This is a genomic window from Epibacterium ulvae (genome assembly GCF_018678075.1).
Taxonomy (GTDB): Bacteria; Pseudomonadota; Alphaproteobacteria; order Rhodobacterales; family Rhodobacteraceae; genus Epibacterium; species Epibacterium ulvae_A.
In genome coordinates, this window is sequence record NZ_JAHHIR010000008.1 from 1 (window position 1) to 20,938 (window position 20,938).

At 59.4% G+C, this 20,938-nt stretch carries 23 protein-coding genes; 13 read left to right on the forward strand and 10 right to left on the reverse strand.

The window, feature by feature from the left end:
• A partial coding sequence (locus tag KMP13_RS01860; RefSeq protein WP_215263791.1) for a type I secretion C-terminal target domain-containing protein occupies positions 1–903 on the forward strand: 903 nt, incomplete at its 5' end.
• A 60-nt stretch (positions 904–963) separates the two neighbouring features.
• Here KMP13_RS01860 and KMP13_RS01865 read toward each other — a convergent pair.
• Together KMP13_RS01865 and KMP13_RS01870 are read right to left on the reverse strand one after the other, a co-directional pair.
• Entirely contained in the window at positions 964–2,520 is a 1,557-nt protein-coding gene (locus KMP13_RS01865) for an alanine/glycine:cation symporter family protein (RefSeq protein WP_215263792.1), read from the reverse strand.
• A gap of 11 nt (positions 2,521–2,531) precedes the next feature.
• Complete coding sequence (locus tag KMP13_RS01870; protein ID WP_215263794.1) at positions 2,532–2,969, reverse strand: universal stress protein; 438 nt, start codon at positions 2,967–2,969, stop codon at positions 2,532–2,534.
• A 179-nt stretch (positions 2,970–3,148) separates the two neighbouring features.
• On the opposite strand from KMP13_RS01870, the gene KMP13_RS01875 reads away from it, so the two are divergent.
• Both KMP13_RS01875 and KMP13_RS01880 read left to right on the forward strand, forming a co-directional pair.
• Positions 3,149–3,625, forward strand: coding sequence for an Lrp/AsnC ligand binding domain-containing protein (locus tag KMP13_RS01875; RefSeq protein WP_215263795.1), 477 nt, complete (start codon positions 3,149–3,151; stop codon positions 3,623–3,625).
• 96 nt (positions 3,626–3,721) lie between these two features.
• Positions 3,722–4,117 (forward strand): rhodanese-like domain-containing protein, encoded by a 396-nt coding sequence (locus tag KMP13_RS01880; protein ID WP_215263797.1) that lies wholly within the window; start codon positions 3,722–3,724, stop codon positions 4,115–4,117.
• On the opposite strand, the gene KMP13_RS01885 is transcribed toward KMP13_RS01880, so the two are convergent.
• The 3 genes from KMP13_RS01885 to KMP13_RS01895 are packed head-to-tail and all read right to left on the reverse strand — an operon-like array spanning position 4,114 to position 7,074.
• Positions 4,114–4,875: a maleate cis-trans isomerase family protein gene (locus KMP13_RS01885; protein ID WP_215263799.1), complete on the reverse strand. Its 762-nt coding sequence runs from the start codon at positions 4,873–4,875 to the stop codon at positions 4,114–4,116. The two genes, KMP13_RS01880 and KMP13_RS01885, sit on opposite strands and share 4 nt — an antisense overlap.
• Positions 4,875–6,038, reverse strand: coding sequence for a M24 family metallopeptidase (locus KMP13_RS01890; protein ID WP_215263801.1), 1,164 nt, complete (start codon positions 6,036–6,038; stop codon positions 4,875–4,877). Before KMP13_RS01890 ends, KMP13_RS01885 begins: the two co-directional genes overlap by 1 nt.
• The gene (locus KMP13_RS01895; RefSeq protein ID WP_435370330.1) at positions 6,031–7,074 is read right to left on the reverse strand and encodes a pyridoxal-phosphate dependent enzyme; all 1,044 of its coding nucleotides are present in this window, start codon (positions 7,072–7,074) and stop codon (positions 6,031–6,033) included. Before KMP13_RS01895 ends, KMP13_RS01890 begins: the two co-directional genes overlap by 8 nt.
• 181 nt (positions 7,075–7,255) lie before the next feature.
• On the opposite strand from KMP13_RS01895, the gene KMP13_RS01900 reads away from it, so the two are divergent.
• From KMP13_RS01900 to KMP13_RS01910, 3 genes are all read left to right on the forward strand, one after another.
• Positions 7,256–7,723: an Lrp/AsnC family transcriptional regulator gene (locus KMP13_RS01900; RefSeq protein ID WP_215263804.1), complete on the forward strand. Its 468-nt coding sequence runs from the start codon at positions 7,256–7,258 to the stop codon at positions 7,721–7,723.
• 156 nt (positions 7,724–7,879) lie between these two features.
• Complete coding sequence (locus KMP13_RS01905) at positions 7,880–8,461, forward strand: sigma-70 family RNA polymerase sigma factor (protein WP_285895521.1); 582 nt, start codon at positions 7,880–7,882, stop codon at positions 8,459–8,461.
• Complete coding sequence (locus KMP13_RS01910) at positions 8,458–9,093, forward strand: ChrR family anti-sigma-E factor (protein WP_215263806.1); 636 nt, start codon at positions 8,458–8,460, stop codon at positions 9,091–9,093. Before KMP13_RS01905 ends, KMP13_RS01910 begins: the two co-directional genes overlap by 4 nt.
• Positions 9,094–9,115: 22 nt before the next feature.
• On the opposite strand, the gene KMP13_RS01915 is transcribed toward KMP13_RS01910, so the two are convergent.
• Together KMP13_RS01915 and KMP13_RS01920 are read right to left on the reverse strand one after the other, a co-directional pair.
• Complete coding sequence (locus tag KMP13_RS01915; RefSeq protein ID WP_215263807.1) at positions 9,116–9,838, reverse strand: SDR family NAD(P)-dependent oxidoreductase; 723 nt, start codon at positions 9,836–9,838, stop codon at positions 9,116–9,118.
• Entirely contained in the window at positions 9,835–10,626 is a 792-nt protein-coding gene (locus KMP13_RS01920) for a DUF1365 domain-containing protein (RefSeq protein WP_435370329.1), read from the reverse strand. The genes KMP13_RS01915 and KMP13_RS01920 overlap by 4 nt, the downstream gene beginning before the upstream one ends.
• A 117-nt stretch (positions 10,627–10,743) precedes the next feature.
• Here KMP13_RS01920 and KMP13_RS01925 point away from each other — a divergent pair, with 117 nt between their 5' ends.
• The 5 genes from KMP13_RS01925 (at position 10,744) to KMP13_RS01945 (ending at position 15,003) form a co-directional block, all read left to right on the forward strand.
• On the forward strand, positions 10,744–12,039 hold the full coding sequence (locus KMP13_RS01925) for an NAD(P)/FAD-dependent oxidoreductase (RefSeq protein ID WP_215263809.1): 1,296 nt from the start codon (positions 10,744–10,746) through the stop codon (positions 12,037–12,039).
• 53 nt (positions 12,040–12,092) lie between these two features.
• The gene (locus KMP13_RS01930; RefSeq protein ID WP_215263836.1) at positions 12,093–13,286 is read left to right on the forward strand and encodes an MFS transporter; all 1,194 of its coding nucleotides are present in this window, start codon (positions 12,093–12,095) and stop codon (positions 13,284–13,286) included.
• Positions 13,283–13,837: a DUF3833 domain-containing protein gene (locus KMP13_RS01935; protein WP_215263811.1), complete on the forward strand. Its 555-nt coding sequence runs from the start codon at positions 13,283–13,285 to the stop codon at positions 13,835–13,837. Before KMP13_RS01930 ends, KMP13_RS01935 begins: the two co-directional genes overlap by 4 nt.
• Positions 13,838–13,909: 72 nt before the next feature.
• Entirely contained in the window at positions 13,910–14,449 is a 540-nt protein-coding gene (locus KMP13_RS01940; protein ID WP_215263813.1) for a cysteine hydrolase family protein, read from the forward strand.
• 119 nt (positions 14,450–14,568) lie between these two features.
• Positions 14,569–15,003 (forward strand): MarR family winged helix-turn-helix transcriptional regulator, encoded by a 435-nt coding sequence (locus KMP13_RS01945; RefSeq protein ID WP_215263815.1) that lies wholly within the window; start codon positions 14,569–14,571, stop codon positions 15,001–15,003.
• 50 nt (positions 15,004–15,053) lie between these two features.
• On the opposite strand, the gene repC is transcribed toward KMP13_RS01945, so the two are convergent.
• From repC to repA, 3 genes are all read right to left on the reverse strand, one after another.
• Positions 15,054–16,238, reverse strand: coding sequence for a plasmid replication protein RepC (gene repC, locus KMP13_RS01950; protein WP_215263817.1), 1,185 nt, complete (start codon positions 16,236–16,238; stop codon positions 15,054–15,056).
• 223 nt (positions 16,239–16,461) lie between these two features.
• Positions 16,462–17,412, reverse strand: coding sequence for a plasmid partitioning protein RepB (repB, locus tag KMP13_RS01955; protein ID WP_215263819.1), 951 nt, complete (start codon positions 17,410–17,412; stop codon positions 16,462–16,464).
• Positions 17,402–18,649, reverse strand: a complete 1,248-nt coding sequence (gene repA / locus KMP13_RS01960; protein WP_251363641.1) for a plasmid partitioning protein RepA — start codon at positions 18,647–18,649, stop codon at positions 17,402–17,404. The genes repB and repA overlap by 11 nt, the downstream gene beginning before the upstream one ends.
• Positions 18,650–19,039: 390 nt before the next feature.
• Here repA and KMP13_RS01965 point away from each other — a divergent pair, with 390 nt between their 5' ends.
• Together KMP13_RS01965 and KMP13_RS20890 are read left to right on the forward strand one after the other, a co-directional pair.
• Entirely contained in the window at positions 19,040–20,524 is a 1,485-nt protein-coding gene (locus KMP13_RS01965; RefSeq protein WP_251363642.1) for a Fic family protein, read from the forward strand.
• 259 nt (positions 20,525–20,783) lie between these two features.
• The gene (locus tag KMP13_RS20890) at positions 20,784–20,924 is read left to right on the forward strand and encodes an RbsD/FucU domain-containing protein (RefSeq protein WP_435370331.1); all 141 of its coding nucleotides are present in this window, start codon (positions 20,784–20,786) and stop codon (positions 20,922–20,924) included.
• Positions 20,925–20,938 lie beyond the last annotated feature (14 nt).

Genomic DNA, 20,938 nt, shown 5'->3' on the forward strand with positions numbered 1-20,938 from the left:
GACACGGACACCGGTGAAATCACCACCACCGCTGAGCTCGAAGAAGACGAAACCATCGGCATCGCCACCCATGACCTCGAGATCGAAGTCACAGATGGCGGGCTCGTCACCGAAACAACCATCACCGTCGAAGTTCATCAAGACGACAACATCATTCTGGAAACCGCACCTGCGGGCGAACTGATTGATGGCGGGCTGGGTGACAATGATGTGCTGCAGCTGGAGTCATTCGATGGTCTGGGACGTACATTCGGCTGGGTGCACCACTTTAGCAATCATTTCTCGGACTTAAGGACCGAAGGCTTTGTGAATTCCCGTGCCGACGACGTGTTGTTCCGCGCCTATACGTACACCTATGAAGCGGAAATTGACGGTGAAACCGTCCAAGCCAACTCAACCAACACCGGAGGTGATCTCAACCTGGTGCGCCAAATTGCGAACTTCTACACCGGGTTCGAAATCGTCTCAGGAACCGAAGTCAAAGACGATCTGTCTGGCTCCTTGGGCGATGACCACTTCTTTGGCAATGGCGGCGGTGATACCATCAGCACGCGCGATGGGGATGACATCCTTGTTGGCGGCGACGGTTATGACAAACTGTCGGGCGGCCTGGGTGCGGACACCTTTGTCTTTGACAGTTTCGATGGGATCGACACGGTTCACGATTTCTCCCTGGAACAGGGCGACGTGCTGGATATCACAGCCCTGGTGACCGGGTTTGACGCCGACAGTGATGATATCGCCGATTTCATCGCTTTCGGTGTCAATGGCAGTGGGCAGCAAACCTTGCAGATCAGTGCCGAAGGGGATGGCAGCTTTGCCGACGTGCTACAGTTCGGCAACAATGGTTTCACAACAACCCTGGAAGAGTTGGTGGCTCAGGACGCGCTGCAGTTCCTGTAGGCCCGGCAATAAAATACTCCGAGGCGGCGTCCCGCCTCGGAGCTTTTCGCATCGCTCGACTTAGGAGCGGGCGAATTTCTTGATCACACCGTCACGCAGACGGCTGCTGTAGGAATGCAGCTCTTCGCGCACAAACCCCATCAGGAAGTACAGCGCAAAGATGTTGACCACAGCCATGGCAAAGATCGCCGCGTCCGAGAAATCGATAACCGGACCCAGGCTTGCCGCCGCGCCGATCACGATAAAGACGCAGAAGATCACCTTGAAGATCAGCTCGGTCGTCTTGCCTTCACCAAACAGATAGGTCCAGGCTTTGAGGCCGTAGTAGGACCAGGAGATCATGGTAGAGAAAGCAAACAGAACAACCGCAATCGCCAGAACATAGGGGAACCAGCTGATGGTTGACCCAAAGGCCGCCGAGGTCAGCGCCACACCGGTATTGCCATCAACAGTAGCAATGGCCGATCCCGCTTCGTTCAACATGTAAAGGCCGGTTGCTTCGTCAATGATCATCTGTTGCGAGATGATGATCACCAGCGCGGTCATGGTACAGATCACGACAGTATCGATCAGCGGCTCCAACAGGGAGACAAAGCCTTCGGTGATCGGCTCGGATGTTTTAACAGCCGAGTGTGCAATCGCCGCAGAGCCAACGCCCGCCTCGTTCGAGAAGGCCGCCCGTTTGAAGCCCTGGATCAAGGCACCCACAAAACCACCAGCAACCCCAAGACCGGTAAAGGCCCCAGCAAAGATCTGGCCAAAGGCCCAACCGATCAGGTCATAGTTGGCAATCAGGATGATCGCAGCCGCGCCCACATACATGACGCCCATGAAGGGGACGACTTTTTCGGTCACGTTGGCGATGGATTTGATACCACCCACGATCACGGCAAAGACAACACCGGCAAACACAAGGCCGGTGATCCAGCCGGGATAGTCGCCGACAATACCCGAGATCTGCGCGTGGGCTTGGTTGGCTTGGAACATATTACCGCCGCCCAAAGCACCCAGGATACAGAACACCGAGAACAAGACCGCCAGGATGCTACCGCCCGGCAGGCCACGCTGTTTGAACCCTTTGGAAATGTAATACATCGGGCCACCAGAGACGGAGCCATCTTCGTATTCGTTACGGAACTTCACGCCCAGCGTACATTCGGTGAACTTGGACGCCATGCCTAGAAGACCCGCCAAGATCATCCAGAAGGTTGCGCCCGGTCCTCCGATGCCAACAGCCACTGCCACACCGGCGATGTTACCCAGACCCACAGTGCCCGAAAGCGCTGTTGCAAGGGCTTGGAAATGGCTGACTTCACCTGCGTCATTGGGATCCGAATAATCCCCTTTGACCAGCTGAATGGCGTGTCGGAAATACCGGAATTGAACAAAGCTGAAGTAGAGCGTGAACACAGTGGCGGCAATCACCAACCACATCACGATCCACGGAAAGCTGGTTCCCGGAATTGGCGCAAAAATTGTACTGACAAAAGGTCCTGTTGCCTTGGCAAAGGCTGCGTTGACCTTTTCATCAATCCCCATCGTTTCTTGTGCAAAAAGCGGACCGCTGATCATCGCAAAGACCGCGGCTGTGCACAAAGACTCTTTTATTTTTTTCATTGTCTCTTCCTTTATGCGACCACTGTGACCGGCACATCGGCATGCATCACCAAGTTCTGGGTGGCACTGCCAAAGATACGTTTCGAAATTCCCCCAGCAGATGCGCGACCCACGATGATCTGCGCGCCGTTTTGTTCCAAGGTAATCGCATTCAGCGTCTCCGCCACGTCGCCGTGACGCACAACACCGCTGGCCGTAAAGCCTGCGTCTTTCAATTCGGCCAAGGCCGGATCAATGACGCGTTCATTTGCCGTCGTCAGTTCTTCCTCGCGCCGTTTGTGGCGCGTGGCGTTTTCTTCAGGTGTCTGGAATGTGAACGGGGACCATTCGATGACATAAGCCAATACAAGCTCACACTCACCAATCCGCCCTGCAAGCTCTTTTGCAAAAGCCAGCGCCCGGTCACCCGTGTCCGCCCCGTCTAGGCCCACAACAAGTTTCACCGTCATGAGGGTTACCTCCTGATTCTGGTTTCAATGAGGGCACATGCCCTCTAGGTATTATGCCATTTTTTTGACAATTTGCCTCACCTCTATTAATCAGTGATTTTTGCTAGAGATTGAGCGAAAAATAGCGAATTACTGTGATGCATTCGCGCAATCTTCCCATTTAATAGGAAAAATCACTGGTGAGTAGGGAATTAGATAGAATCGACGTAAAGATCCTCGAAGAGCTGGATCGCAATGGACGCCTGCCAATTGTGGAACTTGCGGCCCGAGTCCACCTCTCCAACACCCCCTGTTCGGAACGGGTGAAACGGCTGGAACGCACCGGATACATCCAGGGATACAGCGCCGATTTGGACCTTAAAAAGCTCGACGCGGGTCACGTAACAGTCGTGCAAGTCTCGCTCACGGCAACGGGCGACAACCATCTGGACGACTTCAGCCGCGAGGTTGCGGCGGTGGAAGAAATCGAAACCTGCATGCTGATTGCGGGCGCGTTTGACTATCTTCTGGTGGTGCGCACCCGCGATATGAGCCACTTCCGCGCGATTCTGGGCGACAAGATCAACAAGCTGCCGGGCATCCACCAAACCAACTCATTCGCGGTGATGGAGGTGATCAAAGACGGCTATCGCTTCACCGGCGCGGCCATCACATAAGTGTTTTGGAATAAGTGTCGCAGGCGTATTGAACCGGCGCGGCCCATCCCCATGTCGGTTCCACAGGCCAGTCACATACAAACTACGGAGATAGTGATGATTACCAAAGGTATCAAAACCCTCACCCAAGAGGCGCGCGACCGGATCGAAAACCTGTCCCCTGCGGATGGGATGGCGCGGGTTGCGTCAGACGACTATCTGTTGGTGGATATCCGCGACGTGCGCGAGCTGCAGCGCGACGGCATGATCCAAGGCGCCTATCATGCACCGCGCGGCATGTTGGAGTTCTGGATCGACCCCGACAGCCCCTATCACAAACCGGCCTTGCTGGCCTCCAAAGGCTTGGTGTTTTACTGCGCCAGCGGCATGCGATCCGCGCTGGCCACGGACGCAGTGCGCGCCATGGGTCATCCACACGTCGCCCATGTCACCGGCGGTTTCAACGCGCTCAAGGAATTTGGCGCGCCGGTTGTGCCCTACAGCAAAGACTAAAGGCCGAGCGCGGGCATCTCTTTCAACAAACGGCCCACGGGGGTTTCCAGCCGGGATATCCCCGCCAGCTGCGCCATGTGCCAGGCCAGCGCCTGATTGCTGCTGACCACCGGCAGGCCCAGTTCCGCCTCCAGATCGTCGATCACATCCAACGTGCGCAAATTGGTACAGGACAGAAACAGTGCATCCAGGTCGTTTTCCTGTGCCAGAACACGGGCCGCGTCGCGAATGGAGTCCGCGGCGATCCGCACCACATTGGCCTCGACTTCTTCGCCAAAGGATACCGCCTGCGGCACCACAAATCCTGCGGTTTCAAAGGCCGTGCGAATGGGCACCGCAACCGACGGCACATAAGGCGAGACAATGCCCAAACGTTTCACCCCAAGCGCATGAAGTGCGGCAACCGCAGCCGTCAACGGCGTGCTCACCGGCACCGCACCCACCGGGGCCGAGACCAGTTCAGCCACTCGCGCCGCGCCAATCATCGCAGTCCCCGAGGTGCAGCAATAGGCCAGCGCATCATAGCGCGCCGCCTTGGGCAACAGGTCGGACGCATCCGACAACGCCGTCTCCATCTGGGACAGGGTTTCGGGGCTGACCGTTTCGCCCGACGGCACCCGGCTGGTGTAAATCAACGTCTCATCAACGGTGAACAGATGGCGGAAATCCTGCTCGATCGTCTCATCCGTTTGCAGGACAACCATGCCCAAGGCCCGCTCGGACATTGGCCCCGTCAGGGCATAGGGAAAGGCGTCCATCACGAAATCTCCGGCAGGGTTTGGGGCGCGCGCGGCGACAGCAGCTCACAGCCCTCTGCGCGCAAAACGATGTTTTCTTCATGGACCATAATCCGCCCCGGCGCCAGTTCTAAGCCCGGTTCAAGCGTCAACACCATGCCGGCGCGCAAAACGGTCTGATCCAGCGGCGTGAACGACGGCCATTCGGTCAAGGTCACCCCCAACCCATGTCCCAATCGCCCCGCCAGCGGCGCCCCCCCGCGTTTGGTGATCCCTGTGGCCAGGATCGCATGGGCCTCATGGGCGCGCATGCCGGGGCGCAGGCCTGTCAGCGCATCCTCGGTCGCGGCAAACAGCACGTCATGACCTTGCCGCAGGGCGTCACTGGCCGGGCCAATGGCAAAATTGCGGTCAAAATCGCAGAAATACCCATCGCGCACCGCCCCCGTGTCCAGCATCAACAGATCGCCATCTGCCAACGGCACCTGCCCAGCCGGAGAGATCACATCGCCGTAGCCCCCCTGCCCCGCACCACCGGCGGTATAGCTGACCCAATCCGCGCCCTCGCTCAGCAGCGCGGCTTGAAACTGACGAAACACCTGATCCAGCGGCACGCCGACCCCGGCCAAATCTGGCACCCGGTCAAAGGCGCGGCCGGCGATGGCGCATATGGATTTGATCTTGGCGATCTCAGCCTCGGATTTGATCTCCCGCACCCGCTGCACCACCTCGGTGGCGTCAATGAACTTATGGGTCGCAAGCGACCGTCGCAGCTGGTCAAAATCCCCCAACGGCATCCGCAATTGCGTTTCAAGCCCCATCGGCAGACCGACCCGCCCCACAACCGGCAACAGCTCTTCCAGGGTTTCACGCAGCAGCGACATGCCATCGTCACGCGGGTCCGGCGCGGGCCAGGTGCGGATGTCCTGCATCCAGGTGCGCGCCATCAGATCCGCGCCGATTGCCGGAATAACTGCCACGGGATCGCCTGCCAGTGGCACCAGCACAAACCACGGCCGCGCCGGGCTTTCCCAGAACCGGGTCAAAAACCCGGTGACATAGAATACATCGGCCGGCTGGGTCAGCATCAGCACATCAAGCTCTGCTGAGATCATCGAGGACTGAAGCCGCCGCAGACGCGCGCGGTATTCCCCGGCTGAAAAGATCAGGCTGTGTTCAGCCATCCTCGGGCCCTTCGCTTAGGACCGTAAGAACCCGCGCATCGGGGCCCAAATCCAATCCAGCACATAAAGCCGCCAAGCCAGCACCACCGGACGGGGTGGTTGCCAGCCCATGCTCTGCCACATGGGCAATGCCCGCCGTCGCCTCTGCATCCGACAGGGTGACACACATATCCGCATCCCGCGCCAGCCCTGCCAGCGCCACCAACGACGGTGTTTTGCAATCAAGGCGGCCCATATTGGACACCGGCCCCTGCGCGGTGACCAATTGCCCGGCGCGAATGCTCTCCATCACTGCCGGTGCCGCATTCGGTTCCGCCACGATGATCTGCGGCGCATCCCCCCAAGCCGCCCGCAGATGCGCCGCCACGCCTGCAGCCAGACCGCCCACTCCGGCCTGCAACAAAACATGGGTCGGCGGCGCAGTGATCTGGGCGACAATTTCCTGCGCCATGATCAGATAGCCCTCCATCACCCGCGTGCCAGGATCCATCGCGCCGGGCCAGGTGCTGTCGGACAACAGGGTCCACCCCATCTCGGCGGCCATATCCGCGGCCGCCACCATGCTGGCCTCGTAATGGGCACCGGCGCGCACCACTTCGGCGCCTTTGGCCCGCAGCCGTGCGGCAAAGGCGTCGGGCACGGTTTCGGCCAGGAAAATCACCGCGCGCGCGCCAAAAACACTGGCTCCGGCGGCAACCGACAGCCCGTGATTGCCCGCGCTTGCGGTCACATAGACCCGGTCCTTTAACGCCAGGGACAGATCGCGGCCATCCGCGCTGGCGGCTGCGTCACGGGCAATGGCATGCACCGCGCCAAGCGCCTTAAAACTGCCCAGCCCCATGCGCCCGCTTTCGTCCTTGACCCAAAGCTCCGCCAGCCCAAGATCCGCCGCCAGCCCCGCCATATTGCGCAGCGGGGTGCGCGCGTAATTGGGACAGCGCGCGATCAAGGCCGTGGCATCGCTGGGATCGCTGATCGGCATCTGGGTCAGACCCGGCAAGCCAGTTCCACGAAAGGGGTTTTTAAGCTGGTTCAACACGGGCGGTCCCTTTTTGATCTTGTTCCAAGACAAACTAGCAAACCGATGCAGACCAAGGCGGGATGTTTTCATCGCATATGGGCCGAATTTCGGCCAAACTTTACGTCAAAACGCCGATTTCAGGACCACGTGATATCACAACTCCCCCAACGGGCCGAACTTACGATAGGCTTGCGATATGGATAGATTCGACGCCCTCCTTCTGGAGGCCCTCCAACACGACAGCCGCCAAACCGCCGAAGCCCTGTCTCCGCAGGTGGGGCTTTCGCCGGATGCCTGCCGCAAACGTCTGGCCCGGCTGCGCAAATCCGGCATCATCGAGGCCGAGACCGCGCGCCTGGATCCCAACACGCTCGACCGACCATTAATGTTGATTGTCGAAGTCTCGCTGCAAAACGAACGCAAACGCGATCTGGATCGGTTCAAACAGCAGATGCAGGCCGCGCCCGAGGTCATGCAATGCTACTATGTTACCGGTAATTCGGACTTTGTCCTGATGATATCCGCCCGCGACATGGCTGAGTTTGAGGCCTTTACCCATCGGCATTTCCTGGACGAAGACAATATCCTGCGGTTTCGCACCAGCGTGGTGATGGACCGGGTGAAACAGGGGTTTGCCCTGCCGGTGCAGCCAAAAGAGCTGTAAAACCAACCAATTCGCGCAGCCACCACAGTAGCCAGATAGAAAAACAACTGGCAAAGTGATCCAACGCCAAGGATGCGGCGTAGACAGGGTATGTTGATGACAGCGCTTGACCCACCTGAGACCCCGCCGGACGGCGAGCCCGCTTTGCGCCGCGCGATGCGCGCGCCTGGCGGAAAACCCGCCGCCTGCCCCGCGACCTATTCGCGCGAAACGCAATGGATGATCGCCGTGCGCGATCAGCGCGACCGCGTGGCCTTTGCGGCGCTGTTTGACCACTTTGCGCCCCGCCTCAAAGGGTTTGTGATCCGATCCGGAATTCCGGCGGCCAAGGCCGAGGAGGTGGTGCAGGACGTGATGTTGACCATTTGGCGCAAGGCCGATCAGTTTGATCCCCACCGCGCGCAGGTCGCGGCCTGGGTCTATCAGATCGCCCGCAATCGCCAGATCGACGTGATGCGCCGGGACGGACGCCCGATGCCCGAAGAGCTGCGCGAAGACCCCGGCACCGAACCCGACGCAAGCCAGATCCTGGCCGTCGAACAAGAGGCGCGACAGCTGAAATCCGCGCTGACCCGGCTCAATGCGGAACAACGCGACGTGATCGAAAAAGCCTATCTGGGCGAGCTGTCCCATCAACAGATCAGCGACCAAACCGGCCTGCCTCTTGGCACCATAAAATCCCGGATCCGCCTTGGGCTGAACCGGTTGAGACATGAATTGAAGGACCTCAAACCGTGAGCGTCACCCATCATCATATCCCCGACTCCATGCTGGCGGCCTATGCGGCGGGCACCCTGCCCCAGGCCTTTGCAGTGGTGGTTGCCACCCATGTCTCCATGTGTTCGATGTGCCGCGCCGCGCTTGGCGCGCATGAGGCCGTGGGCGGTGCGGTTCTGGAAATACAAGACCAGGTCGCCGTCTCGGACGGGTTGAAATCCAACGTCCTGGACCTGCTGGACGCGCCTTTTACCGCCCCACCTGCGCCCACGCGCAATGGGATCTATCCGGGCCCGGTGGCCGACGTCATGAAAACCCGTGCGCCACGGTGGAAGACCCTGGGCATGGGGGTGCGTCAGGATATCCTGTTCGGGCAAAAAGACGGCTCGCTCAGGCTGTTGTACATCCCGCCGGGACAGGCAGTGCCCGATCACGGTCACAACGGGATTGAGCTGACATTGGTGCTGCAGGGCAGTTTCAGTGATGAGACCGGCCAATTTGGCGTCGGTGACGTTGAAATCGCTGATGAAACGCTGGAACACACGCCAGTGGCCGATGCGGGTGAGCCGTGCATCTGTCTGGCCGCAACCGACGCGCCCTTGCGGTTTCGCGCCCTGGCCCCCCGTCTGTTGCAACCGCTGTTTCGGATCTAACGCAACACTACCGGGGTCACCATTATCGGCCCCGGTAGACCAGCCAATCCGGCAGTATCGCCAGCAGACGGATCGCCCAGGAAAACGGTGCCGGGAAGTCACAGCGAAACCGGCGCCGTGCCAAGGCCCGCATCACATGATCGGCAGCCCGTTCAGGCGACATCAGCATCGGCATGGCAAAGGCGTTCTTTTCGGTCAGCCGCGTACGGATAAAGCCCGGATTGACCAGCCGCACCACAACGCCCGTGCCCTTCAGATCATGGCGCATGGTTTCCGCCAGGCTCACCAATGCCGCTTTGCTGGCCCCATACCCAATGGCCGCCGGCAGGCCGCGATATCCGGCAAGGGAGCCGACCAGCGTGATCTCCCCCTGCCCTTTGGCCACCATCTTGGGCACCACTTCGCCCAGCACCCGCAGCGCCCCGGTGAAATTCACATCACACATCGCCAGCGCGGCGTCGCTGTCCCAAGCGGTGGCACGCATCGGCTCATAGGCGCCGGCGTTGTAAATCACGCTGTCCACATCACCGGCGTCGATGGCCGCACGGCGCACCGCATCCGGATCGGTGACGTCCAATGGCACAGCGCGCGCGTTGGAAAGTTCCGCGGCCAGGCTGTGCAGACGATCCGCACTGCGCGCCGACAAGATCAAATGCGCGCCTTGATGCGCCAGACGTTCGGCCAACACACGGCCCAGCCCTTCGCTGGCGCCGATGAGCCAGATGGTTTTGGATGTGTCGCTCATTTCGCCGCCTGCCCCGGTGGGCGTTCGCCGGACAACAATTGATCCGGCGGCGGCTGGCGTTTCAAGAACGGCGCGCGTTTGGCCAATAAAACCAGCGCCTGCCAATGGATCAACGCCAGCACCCGCGCCGCGCCAAACGGACGCCTAAGCGCTGCCCAGGCCAGACTGCGCGCACATGCCGGACGGCGCTGACCTTCCAATGTGGCAAACACGCCCTCAGCCCCGTTTTCATAGAAAATCCGAATGCGGATCGCGTCGTCGCGCCAGTCCAGCGCAAAACGATACCGCCCGGCGATGGTCTGAAACGGCGAGACATGCATCAGCTTCTGCGCCTCTAACCGGTCCTCGGGGGTGATGTCGCGAAAATCTGGATGCGCGCAGAAGTAACAATGGCGCTGACCAAAGGTGCTGTTCACCTCAGCCACAAAGGCGCAGGGTTGCCCATCGCGCAGCGCCAGCCAAAAACTGACCGGGTTAAAGTGGAACCATAGAAAACTCGGCTGGGTCAAAAGCCGCAGGTCCAGCCCCGCAAGCGGCAGCCCTTGGGCGCGCAGAACCTCTTGAAACCAGGCCAATCCACGGCCCTGCCCGCGCGCACCACCATGATGGCGATCCTGCACCGACCACAGGTTAAACCCGTTGCGCCCCATCAAACGCGGTGCCTGAGGATCCTCAAGATCGCACAGCACAAAATCCACCCCATAGGTAAAGGCGTTGGAAATCGCGCCGCGCCGCGCGTGAAAGGTCTTGGCTTGAATATGTTCCATCATCTTGCAGAGTTTACGCAAGGCGCACCCCATTGGATCACTTGTTTTGCAAAATAATATGCCTGCCTCGTAAACAATGTGATCCAATCGCCGCCGCGCGCCGTAACCCCTTAAAAGCATCAATGAAAAGGGGATGGTATGTTTGACCAGACGCAAAGGCCGCGCAAACGGATTGCCGTGATTGGCGGTGGGATTTCAGGCATGTCTGCCGCTTATTACCTGAGCCCGCACCATGACGTCACTTTGTTTGAGGCCAACGCCCGTCTCGGCGGACATGCGCGCACGGTTCTGGCGGGCAAGGACGGCACCCAACCGGTGGACACCGGGTTTATCGTCTTTAACTACGCCACATACCCCTATCTGACCGCGCTGTTTGAGGAACTTGAGGTGCCGGTGATCAAAAGCGAGATGAGCTTTGGCGCCAGTATCGACAATGGACAGTTGGAATATGGTCTGAACTCGCTGGCGGCGCTGGTCGGGCAGCGCAGCAATCTGTTGCGCCCGTCCTATTACCGGATGATCGCAGACATCCTGCGCTTTGGCCGCAACGCCGAAGCCGCCGCCACCAGTGACGAGATGACCATTGCCGAGCTGGTGCAGGATCTGCGGCTCAGCGATGGGTTTCGCGACAATTATCTGCTGCCTATGTGCGGCGCGATCTGGTCCACCCCGGTGCATGAGATCGACCAGTTTCCCGCACGATCACTGGTGCGGTTCTTTCGCAATCACGCACTGCTGGCGGGGTCACAAAAACACCAATGGTGGACGGTTGAGGGCGGCAGTATCGCCTATGTCACCCGGCTGCACCGGGCGCTGGAACAGCGCGGTTGCCAGATCCACCTCGCCTCCCCCATCCAAAGCGCGGTGCGTGATCCGCTGGGTGTGACGCTGCATTTTGGTGCGGGCGACAGCGCGCGTTTTGATGAGGTGATCTTTGCCTGTCATTCCAACCAGACCCGCGCCATTTTGGGCGATCAAGCCACCCCCGCCGAGGCTGCCGCGCTCGAGGCGATCCGCTATCAATCCAATACCGCCGTGCTGCATTGTGATGTGACCCAAATGCCGCAACGCCGCAGTTGTTGGTCCAGCTGGTCCTACCGCGCGCAAGCCGGGCGGATTGGGGTCACCTATTGGATGAACCGGTTGCAAAATATCCCCGACAGCGATCCGCTGTTTGTGACCTTGAACCCTACAACCGAGATCCCCGCGGATCAGGTCTATGACCGTGTTGAGTTTTCCCATCCGGTGTTCGACAAACCCGCCCTCGCGGCCCAACGCCAACTGCGCGCCCTGCAGGGAAAAAAACGCGCCTGGTTTGCCGGGGCCTATAACCGCCACGGCTTCCACGAAGACGGCATTGCCAGCGCGATGCATGTGGTGGAGGCTTTGTTGCCAGCCGGACAGATTCCAGCGACGGCTCTGGACGTGGTGTGAGCGCCGCGGCCGACACCCAGGTCCTGTATCCGCGCGTCAGCCTGTTTGCGGTGATGCTGGCGGCGGCGGGTCTGCCGCTCTATATCCATCTGCCGCGCTTTGCCTCGGTTGAACTGGGCATTGGGCTGGCCACATTGGGCACGCTGCTGTTGGTGCTGCGGCTGGTCGATCTGGTCCAAGATCCGCTGCTCGGCTGGATGATCGACCGCTGGCCCCGTGCCCAAGGTCTGTTTGCGGCACTTGCCGCGCTGGGTCTGGCGCTTGGCTTTCCACTGCTGTTCACCCTGCCCTCGGATGCCACATCGATAGTCACGCTGTCGCTGATCCTGGTGCTGCTGTTTTCGTCCTATAGCCTGGGGATGATCCTGCTTTATGGCCGCAGTGCGACGCTGGCGCGCACGACCGAGCGCGCCGACCTGATCACCCTCGCCGCCTTCCGTGAAGGGGGCATGTTGGTGGGTGTTATTCTCGCGGCAAGCCTGCCTGCGATCCTGTTGGGGTTTGGTGCGACGCGCGGCGGCTACCCGGCCTTTGGCCTGGTGATGGCTGGGCTGGCCCTGCTGACCGCCACCCTGACCCGCCCCTTGTGGCGCCGCCCGGTGCGCCCTGCAGCGCGCCCCTCGTGGCGCGGGCTTCGCCGTGCAGGGGCGGTGCAATTGCTGGTTCTGGGCCTGTTGAACAGCCTGCCCGTCGCCATCACCTCAACCCTGTTTTTGTTCTTTGTCGAAGACCACCTGCAGCTCGCAGGCCTGTCGGGGCCACTGTTGATCTTGTTCTTCCTCAGCGCCGCGCTCGGCGTGCCGCTTTGGACCCGGATCAGCCGCCACTGGGGCGTGCGGCGCACCTTGTTGTGGGCGATGCCGCTGGCGATTGCATCCTTTGTTGGGGCGGCCAGCCTGCCGACCGGAGCGGGCGCTGGGTTCGCGGTGATCTGCATCGCATCCGGCCTGGCCTTGGGCGCCGATATGGTGCTGCTGCCTGCCCTGTTTTCGATCCGCCTGACCCAGTCCGGTTTGCAAGCCTCGCTGGCCTTTGGGCTGTGGTCATTTGTTGGCAAGCTGGGGCTGGCGCTCGCCGCTTTTGCCGTGTTGCCGCTGCTGGCGCTCTATGGGTTTAGCCCCGGCCAGCCCAATGATGCCCCTGCCCTTTGGGCGCTGACGCTGGCCTATGGCCTGATCCCCTGTATCCTGAAACTCGCGGCCTGGACCATGGTCTGGGCGCTTCCCAAGGAGACCGCCTCCCTATGAAACTCCTGACCGCTCTTGTTGTCCTCATCCTGCTAGCCCTGTTGGCGCGCAGCATGTTCTTTAGCTTTCGCAGCCAGTCGCCGGACGATTACACTGGTACCGGGCCTGCGTTTTCCCTCACCGAACATCTGAATGGTGAGATCCTGTCCGAGGGGTTGATCTATGGTCCCAACGGTCGCGTCACCAACAGTTTCACCGCCCGGATGGAGGGCGAATGGTCCGGCACCACCGGTCGGTTGAGCGAGGCGTTCACCTATTCCAACGGCCAAACCCAGAACCGCGAATGGCAGTTAACGCTGGGGCCAGACAATACATTCACCGCCACTGCTGACGACATTGTGGGACAGGCGACGGGGCAGGTTTCAGGCTCCACCGTTATGATGAAGTACAAGATCATTCTGCCCGAGGCCTCAGGCGGGCATGTCTTGTCCGTCACCGATTGGCTGTATCTCACCGAAAGCGGCGTGATCCTGAACCGCTCCGAGCTGCGCAAGTTTGGCATCAAGGCCGCCGAATTGGTCGCAACCATGCGCGCCCAGCGGACCAATTAACCGGCGCTTGTTCGATCCCAGTTCTCATGCCAGAACTAGAACCGGGCAGGGTGCACGGGGAAGGGCGTTGATATGAACAGCTGGCTGATGGTTATCGACATGCAACCGGGGTTTGCCGATCCGGCCAGCCCTTGGGCCACGCCCGGAGTTGACAGCTGTCAACGCAACATCCGCGCGCTGCTGCCACAGTTTGAAAATCGCGTATTGTTCACCCGGTTTGTCCCGCCTGCAGCCCCCCGCGGCGCGTGGGTGCCATATTACGATCAGTGGTCCTTTGCCCGGGACGCCCAGAACGCATGGATGTGGGAGCTGGTGCCGGAGTGGCAGGGCCAACCCGCCGTGACCGGCCATCGGTTTGCCAAATGGCAGGAGGCGCGGGCGCATATCCCGCAGGACGCGACCGTGGTGATGTGCGGTGTGGCCACCGATTGCTGCGTCCTTGGCACCGCGATCGAGGCGGCAGATGAGGGGCGTTTCATCCGATTGGTCACCGATGCCTGCGCTGCTGGAACCGAAGCATTGCACGGGGCCGCATTGGACGTCATGCGGGACCGGGCGCCGATGATCGCCTTGACCGATACCGCCACCGAGTTTACGCGCCACACTGTTTAAGCAGATTTGACCACAACCATCGCCCGGTTTTGATTTGATTTGCCCGGCGCATCTGTGCCATTGCCAACGTCATGCCAAAACAGGGCGCGATTTCCAGATCAGAAAGACCGGAACCAGATATGAGCGATCAGGACTTAAAAGACATCTATGACCTGGACGCGCAAATCGGCTTTGTCCTGCGCAAGGCACATCAATCCTACACCACGACCTATGCCGAAATTAACACCTCGGGTCTGACGCCCCAGCAGTTTTCGACCCTCTATCGGTTGGCGACGGAGCCAGGCCCGATCTCGCAGAACGCTTTGGGTCGGTTGGTGGCGATGGATGCCGCAACCACCAAAGGCGTGGTGCAACGGCTCAAAGATCAGGGCTTGATTGAGACCAAACCGGATCAGGTCGATCGCCGCCGTTACATCGTCAGCACCACCGAAAAGGGCCGCGCGCTGTTGTTGGAGACGATCCCGACGATGATCAATATCACCCGCGTGGCGCTGGAACCGCTGGATGAGGGTGAGGCGCGCACCTTGCTCAACCTGTTGCGCCGGATCACCTGACTGACCGACATTGCGTTGACAGCTGTCAACCGGGCAGGGGGCTTGCACCCTCACGCGGCCGTTTGGTTTGACGCGTTGATCAATGACATCACCATCGGGGCAGGGGAGAACGACCCGCTTGCCGCCTTGGCCGAAAGGCTGCGTAAGTAACCACCGGGGTTTCGGATGTCACCAAAGCGTTGCAGGATACAGGCCAATGTGGTCGCCGCAGCCTCGGGCCCCATCAGGCGCATCGCCTCGTCCCAAGCGGTGTGATCGATGCCCATCATCCCTCTGAGGAACGAAGCGGCGGCAATCAGATCTCGCCAATTTGTCGGTGGGCCCTCGCAATAGGACAGCACATCAGGACAGGCTTGTAGCACCACGGTCAGCGGAAGCGTTGGTTTTTCTTTGCTCAGCTTTGGTTTCGCCAATGGCGTAACATTGTGAATTGGCGCGGGCTGTTCAGATTCTAAGATATCTTTTTTTGAACTCTGATGGTGGCGCTCAGTTTGGCCGTCACAGCCGCTCAGTTCTTCTGATTTAGGCTCTATTATCTGGCGAATATCCGAGAGGATATCCACAAGGCACTCTTCGATCTGTGACAGGTTTTCCAGCGATAGTTTACGCCGCAAACGTTTGGTCAGCTCTTCTAGGGAGGCGTTGAGCCCCGGCCAATCGGCCGGCATATCCTGGGACAGGCCAAATTCCGCCAGCTTCAAAGCATCGCGGCGCATCAGGGAAATCCGTTCCCGAATGAGAGAGGTTTCGGCGGCAAGACGGCGCGCTTCTTCGGCTTTATCGGTGATCTCTGTCGCACGGTGGAGCAGGGGGGTGAGGTCAAAGCCAAAGGCGTGCGCGATCTGCCCACCGCGACCACGGCGCACATAACGTTTGCCATTGGGGCTGTCGTGACGGGAGATCAAACCGGCGTCTACCAGTGCGGCCAGATGACGACGCAGGGTGCTTTCGGCCATGCCGTGACAGCGATCAGACAGGCTGCGGTTGGAGGGATAGACAACCAATTGGGTGTCCGCCGCCAGCGTCTTGTCCGGTAAAAAGGTCAAAAGCGCATTCAACACCATCAAGGTGCGATCGCCAATGTCAAAGGATTTGCGTGCGGTGGTCAGATCCCGGAACAGGGACCATTTTTCCACTGCGATGGGATCGGCAACCTGCCGATGGGCCGCAGCGCGGGCAATCAGCCCAGCCGCTACCGGCCGCCGCCCAAAGGGCGTCGTTGTGAGATGCTGCATATCGTGTCACGAGACAAAACTTTTTCGCCCACCGGACAAGGGTGCCAGTTGACAGCCGTCAACACGCTGACCTAAAATGGAACTGCTACATAACCATTCGAGGCCTCTCGGGATCTAGTCCTGGGGGGCTTTCGTTTTTTAGACCGTTTCAATTAGGCCCTGTCTGCTCTGTGCCTCCTGTCTGTTGTCCTGTTTTCTCTTACCGGATCTTGCGACCCGGCCCTCAAGTGCCCTTGGCGTTCTTACGTTCGAACTGCCATTGGGTGTGAAGCTCACTGATATTGTCGACCAACCAATCCTCGAACCCTTCGCTGGTGCGCGCATTGAGGGTGAGGGTGGTCTTGCCTTTGCTGCGCTTAACCTCGCCCAATTCCTGGCCACCGGCGCCGCTGAGCGGTGCTTTTTGCGGTGGTTCTGCCGGTTTCGGGGCAGGGGAGAGCGCGCCAAAGACCGCGTCAAAACGATCATCGGATGTGTCTCCATGGGCCGCACTAACCGCGGTGTCGAGATCGGATTTCGCAAGCTGGTCGGCCAGTTTCAACCACCGGTCACGCCCCACAGTGGGGGCGGCACCAATGGCATTGACCAGCGGTTCGGGAATACGGTCTGCAACCGAAAGCATGCGTGAAATCAATGTCTTATCCACATGCAGCGCATCGCAGATCACTTTGCGCTCGTACCCCATCTGCCGCATTTGACGGGCGAAATTCACCCGCTCAATAAAGCTAAGGTCACGCCGGGCACTGTTTTCCTGACCCTGGGCGACGATCAATTCACGATCATCCAAAACCCGGATCAGCGCCTTTACGGGGCGTTCCAGACGCCGCAGCGCTGCCACCCGGCGACGGCCATAGACCACTTGGTAGCGTTCGGGGTAATTCGGGTTGGGCCGCAACAACACTGGCACTTGCTGGCCGTATTCCTCGATCGAGGCGACAAGCTCATCCAGGCCGCCGTTTTCGTCCAACCGGTCCCGCAATCCGCCAGCATCAACCATCCGCGGGTCGATTTCTTGCACCGCACGCGATTTCAGATCCGAGATTGACTGGCTGACCGCGCCGATCGCCCCAGAGGAGTAGCGCGGTTTGGCCACATCCACACGGGTGCCAGCAGACGGCGTTGTGGGGGCGGCTTCGCCCTCCATCAGGCCTTTTAACAGGTTTTTACGCGCCATGTGTCCGCCCCCATGCGTGTTGCACCAAGGCTTCGATCTCACCGTTGACCGAATTCAGGCTCTCGATGGCGCGTTCATAGGTCGCGCGGGTGAATTGGCCTTTTTCGACCTCATAAAGCGTCTGTTTGGTGATGCCCGCGTCCGAGATTGCGGTGGATTTCAACACCGGGTGATTCAGCACATGTTCACCAAACATGGAGCGCATGAAACTGACCATCTGGTTTTGCGGCCCATCGCCGGGTTCATAGCGGGTCACCACATAGCGCAGCCAATCGTAGGACATATTGCCCCCGGCCTCGGAGACCACGCCCAACAGGTTCGATGTCATCAACAGAAACTGGCACATGGACATCACATCCAGCATTTGCGGATGGACGGTGACCAAAACGGCGGTCGCAGAGGACAGGGCCGACATGGTGAGAAATCCAAGCTGAGGGGGGCAGTCAACAACAACAACGTCATATTCTTTCTCCACTGATTGAAGCGCGTCGCCAATCCTGGTGAAAAAAAGATTACCATCCCGTTGGGCCAGCGCGCGCGGGGTGTCGTGCTCGAACTCCATCAGGTCCAAATTGCCTGGAATAATGTCTAGATTCGTGAAGTAGGTCTTTTGAATGACCTGTTGCAGGGGCACCGGATCATCGTAACGGATCGCATCATACAGAGTGCCGCCGTCCAGCAGATCGAACTCGGGCTGGAAGCCGTGCAAAGCCGAAAGCGAGGCCTGCGGGTCCAGGTCAATGGCCAAAACGCGATAGCCATCCAGCGCCATTTTCTGGGCCAGATGGGCGGCGGTTGTGGTTTTGCCCGAGCCACCTTTGAAGTTGATGACGGTGATCACCTGCAGATGGTCGCCCTCGCGTCGGCCGGGCAGGTAGGTGCCAACCGATTTGGCGCCGGCTTCCAGCATCTCGCGCAGTTCTTGCAGATCTTCGGGAGAGTAGTAACGCCGCCCACCGGCCCGAGTTTCGGGGGAGGGGCCGCGGCCGTCCAGATGCAGTTTGCGCAAATAGGCGTCCTTGACGCCCAACAGCTCGGCCGCTTCGCCAGAAGTAAACTTGCGCAAAGAGCGCTTGGCGTCCGGCGGGAACAGCTGTGCACGGTGGGCTTGCAACCGCTCGGACAAGCGGCGAGCGTGTTCACCCACCAAAAGATCAATGCGTTCACCTAGGCCGCTTGCGTCACTTGCGACTTCAAACGCGGCGCCGGGCTTGGCTTCTGCCGTTACGTCGTCCATTCTGCCCTCAATCAATCCGTTTGTTACGGATCATGTCGTTTTATTCACTGCTTTCCGTAAGTAATGGGGCAGAAACCACGATTCTTGCAAGGAAATTTTCCACAGGTAGTGTCTTGCTGTGGCTTAGACACTATTTCACGGGAATTCGGAGGGAACCAGTCCGGACCTGTGATCGCGTTTGATGGGTGACAGTACTGAGCGTTTTTTCAAAAAATCCACTAAAATGAACGAAAATTTCGCGTGCTGAACCGAATTTTCGCGGCAGGGCTGGGCCGTTACCGCGTAATTTTGTACGTTTTTTCTGGATCACGTGAATATTTGAACGTATTTCTGTATTCCAAGGACATTCTGATCGAATTGATCGACGCCTGAACGATTTGGGAGATGGCTATGGTGGCTGGTGTAAAAACAGTGGGGCAGGCGGCGTTGATTGCGCGGTTTGAATTGAACCGACCCGCGCCCTTTGTCACCAGCACGGTGGGTCCCGGCAGCCGCAGCACCCGAATCGAAGGGGGCAGGCGGTTTGAACATTACACTCGCGCCTATGATCCCGGTGACAGTGTGGCGGGGCATCTGCGGTTTGCGCTGCGGTATGAACCGCTGGACATCGGGATCCTGGTGGCAGTGATGCAAGCCCTGGACCCGGAAGAGATCCGCGGCTGGGTTCTGGCGGAACCCAATGGGCAATATGCGCGCCGGGCCTGGTTCTTCTATGAATGGGCCACGGGCGTTCAGTTGGATCTGCCCGATGCAGGTGTGGTGCGCTATGTGCCGGCGTTGTTGCCGGCGTTTCACATCACGGCGCGGGGGCAGAAATCGCCGCGTCACAAGGTCGAAGACAACCTGTTGGGCACGCGCGCCTTTTGCCCAACCGTGCGCAGGACCCAAGCGATTGAGGATGCCGTGGCGCGGGGGTTGGCCGCGCGGGGCAGGGCGGTGTTGCAGACTTGTGCGCCGGACGTTTTGGCGCGGGCGGTGAATTACCTGTTTACCAAAGAGACCCGCACCTCGTTCGAGATCGAACATGAGACCCCCAGTTCCGAAAAGGCGCAGCGGTTTGTGCAAAGCCTGCAACTGGCCGAAAACCTGTCGCTGGATCGGATTGAGGATCTGGTGAAATTGCAGGGGCAGATCGTGGATCCCCGGTATGCCGCCAAGGGGCTGCGCAATTTTCAGAATTTCGTCGGAGAGACCATCGGTTTTGACTACGCTGAACACGTGCATTTCATCTGTCCGCGTCCCGAAGATATCGCCGATCTGATGGCCGGCTGGCAGGAGATGAGCGGCCGGCTTGTCGACGATATCGATCCGGTGATTGCGGCGGCGCTGGTGGCCTTTGGCTTTGTGTTTTTGCACCCGTTTGAAGATGGCAATGGTCGGATCCACCGGTTTTTGATCCACAAAGTCCTGTCGGACCGCGCCTTTACCCCGCCGGGCATGTTGTTTCCGGTTTCCGCCGCGATCCTGCGCGACCGGCATGGGTATGATCACTGTCTTGAGGCATTCTCGGGCGCGATTGCCCCCCATATCCGTTGGGCCTGGGGGGCGGAAAAGACGCTGTTGGTGCAGAATGAGACCGCGGATCTTTACCGGTATTTTGATGCCACCGCGCAGGTGGAATATCTGTTTGATCGGATTGAAAACACGATTGAGGTCGATCTGCGCCAGGAGCTGGACTTTATCACCCGGTTTGATCAGGCCTTGCAGGCGCTGCGCCAGGTGATCGACATGCCAGACCGGCGCGCGCGGCTGTTTACCCAGCTGGTGCTGCAAAACGCAGGCCAGCTGTCCAAGGCCAAACGCAACCAGTTTGGCGAGCTGTCAGATGACGAGGTCACCGCAATGGAGGCCGCAATCCGCGCGGCGGTGGAGTAAGGAGTAAGTGATGATTTCATCAGCGTCGGCAATGGCTCTCGCTGCGACAGTCATTTACTGGCTATGAGGCCTGAACCGAAGGATACCGAAAACTATCCATTCATCGGCGACGTCATTGACCAGCTCAAAATTGGCCGCACCGCATTCTACAAATATTTCCCCACAGACCGCATCAAGCAGCTGCGGTCTGAACACTCAGACGCGCCTCAAAAATAGTTAAATCCTGTGGTGGGTTTGGTACCTTTATGCAAACGAACCCATTGCTCCGCAGATTACAGCGTTCTCTCATTTTATTGTATACGATTGGTTGAAATCGCCGGATACATTGTTGGTCATCGCCACCGGTGAGACACGTCGATTTGCCAATCTACTGTTGACCGTTGGGGCCTTCATCCTGTGAGAACGTGAGCAACC

Coding starts and splice junctions, on each gene's coding strand:
- KMP13_RS01865 (WP_215263792.1), bottom strand. CDS start 2,520: ATGAAAAAAATAAAAGAGTCTTTGTGCACAGCCGCGGTCTTTGCGATG.
- KMP13_RS01870 (WP_215263794.1), bottom strand. CDS start 2,969: ATGACGGTGAAACTTGTTGTGGGCCTAGACGGGGCGGACACGGGTGAC.
- KMP13_RS01880 (WP_215263797.1), top strand. CDS start 3,722: ATGATTACCAAAGGTATCAAAACCCTCACCCAAGAGGCGCGCGACCGG.
- KMP13_RS01885 (WP_215263799.1), bottom strand. CDS start 4,875: ATGGACGCCTTTCCCTATGCCCTGACGGGGCCAATGTCCGAGCGGGCC.
- KMP13_RS01890 (WP_215263801.1), bottom strand. CDS start 6,038: ATGGCTGAACACAGCCTGATCTTTTCAGCCGGGGAATACCGCGCGCGT.
- KMP13_RS01900 (WP_215263804.1), top strand. CDS start 7,256: ATGGATAGATTCGACGCCCTCCTTCTGGAGGCCCTCCAACACGACAGC.
- KMP13_RS01905 (WP_285895521.1), top strand. CDS start 7,880: ATGCGCGCGCCTGGCGGAAAACCCGCCGCCTGCCCCGCGACCTATTCG.
- KMP13_RS01915 (WP_215263807.1), bottom strand. CDS start 9,838: ATGAGCGACACATCCAAAACCATCTGGCTCATCGGCGCCAGCGAAGGG.
- KMP13_RS01925 (WP_215263809.1), top strand. CDS start 10,744: ATGTTTGACCAGACGCAAAGGCCGCGCAAACGGATTGCCGTGATTGGC.
- KMP13_RS01930 (WP_215263836.1), top strand. CDS start 12,093: ATGCTGGCGGCGGCGGGTCTGCCGCTCTATATCCATCTGCCGCGCTTT.
- KMP13_RS01935 (WP_215263811.1), top strand. CDS start 13,283: ATGAAACTCCTGACCGCTCTTGTTGTCCTCATCCTGCTAGCCCTGTTG.
- KMP13_RS01940 (WP_215263813.1), top strand. CDS start 13,910: ATGAACAGCTGGCTGATGGTTATCGACATGCAACCGGGGTTTGCCGAT.
- KMP13_RS01945 (WP_215263815.1), top strand. CDS start 14,569: ATGAGCGATCAGGACTTAAAAGACATCTATGACCTGGACGCGCAAATC.
- repC (WP_215263817.1), bottom strand. CDS start 16,238: ATGCAGCATCTCACAACGACGCCCTTTGGGCGGCGGCCGGTAGCGGCT.
- repB (WP_215263819.1), bottom strand. CDS start 17,412: ATGGCGCGTAAAAACCTGTTAAAAGGCCTGATGGAGGGCGAAGCCGCC.
- repA (WP_251363641.1), bottom strand. CDS start 18,649: ATGGACGACGTAACGGCAGAAGCCAAGCCCGGCGCCGCGTTTGAAGTC.
- KMP13_RS01965 (WP_251363642.1), top strand. CDS start 19,040: ATGGTGGCTGGTGTAAAAACAGTGGGGCAGGCGGCGTTGATTGCGCGG.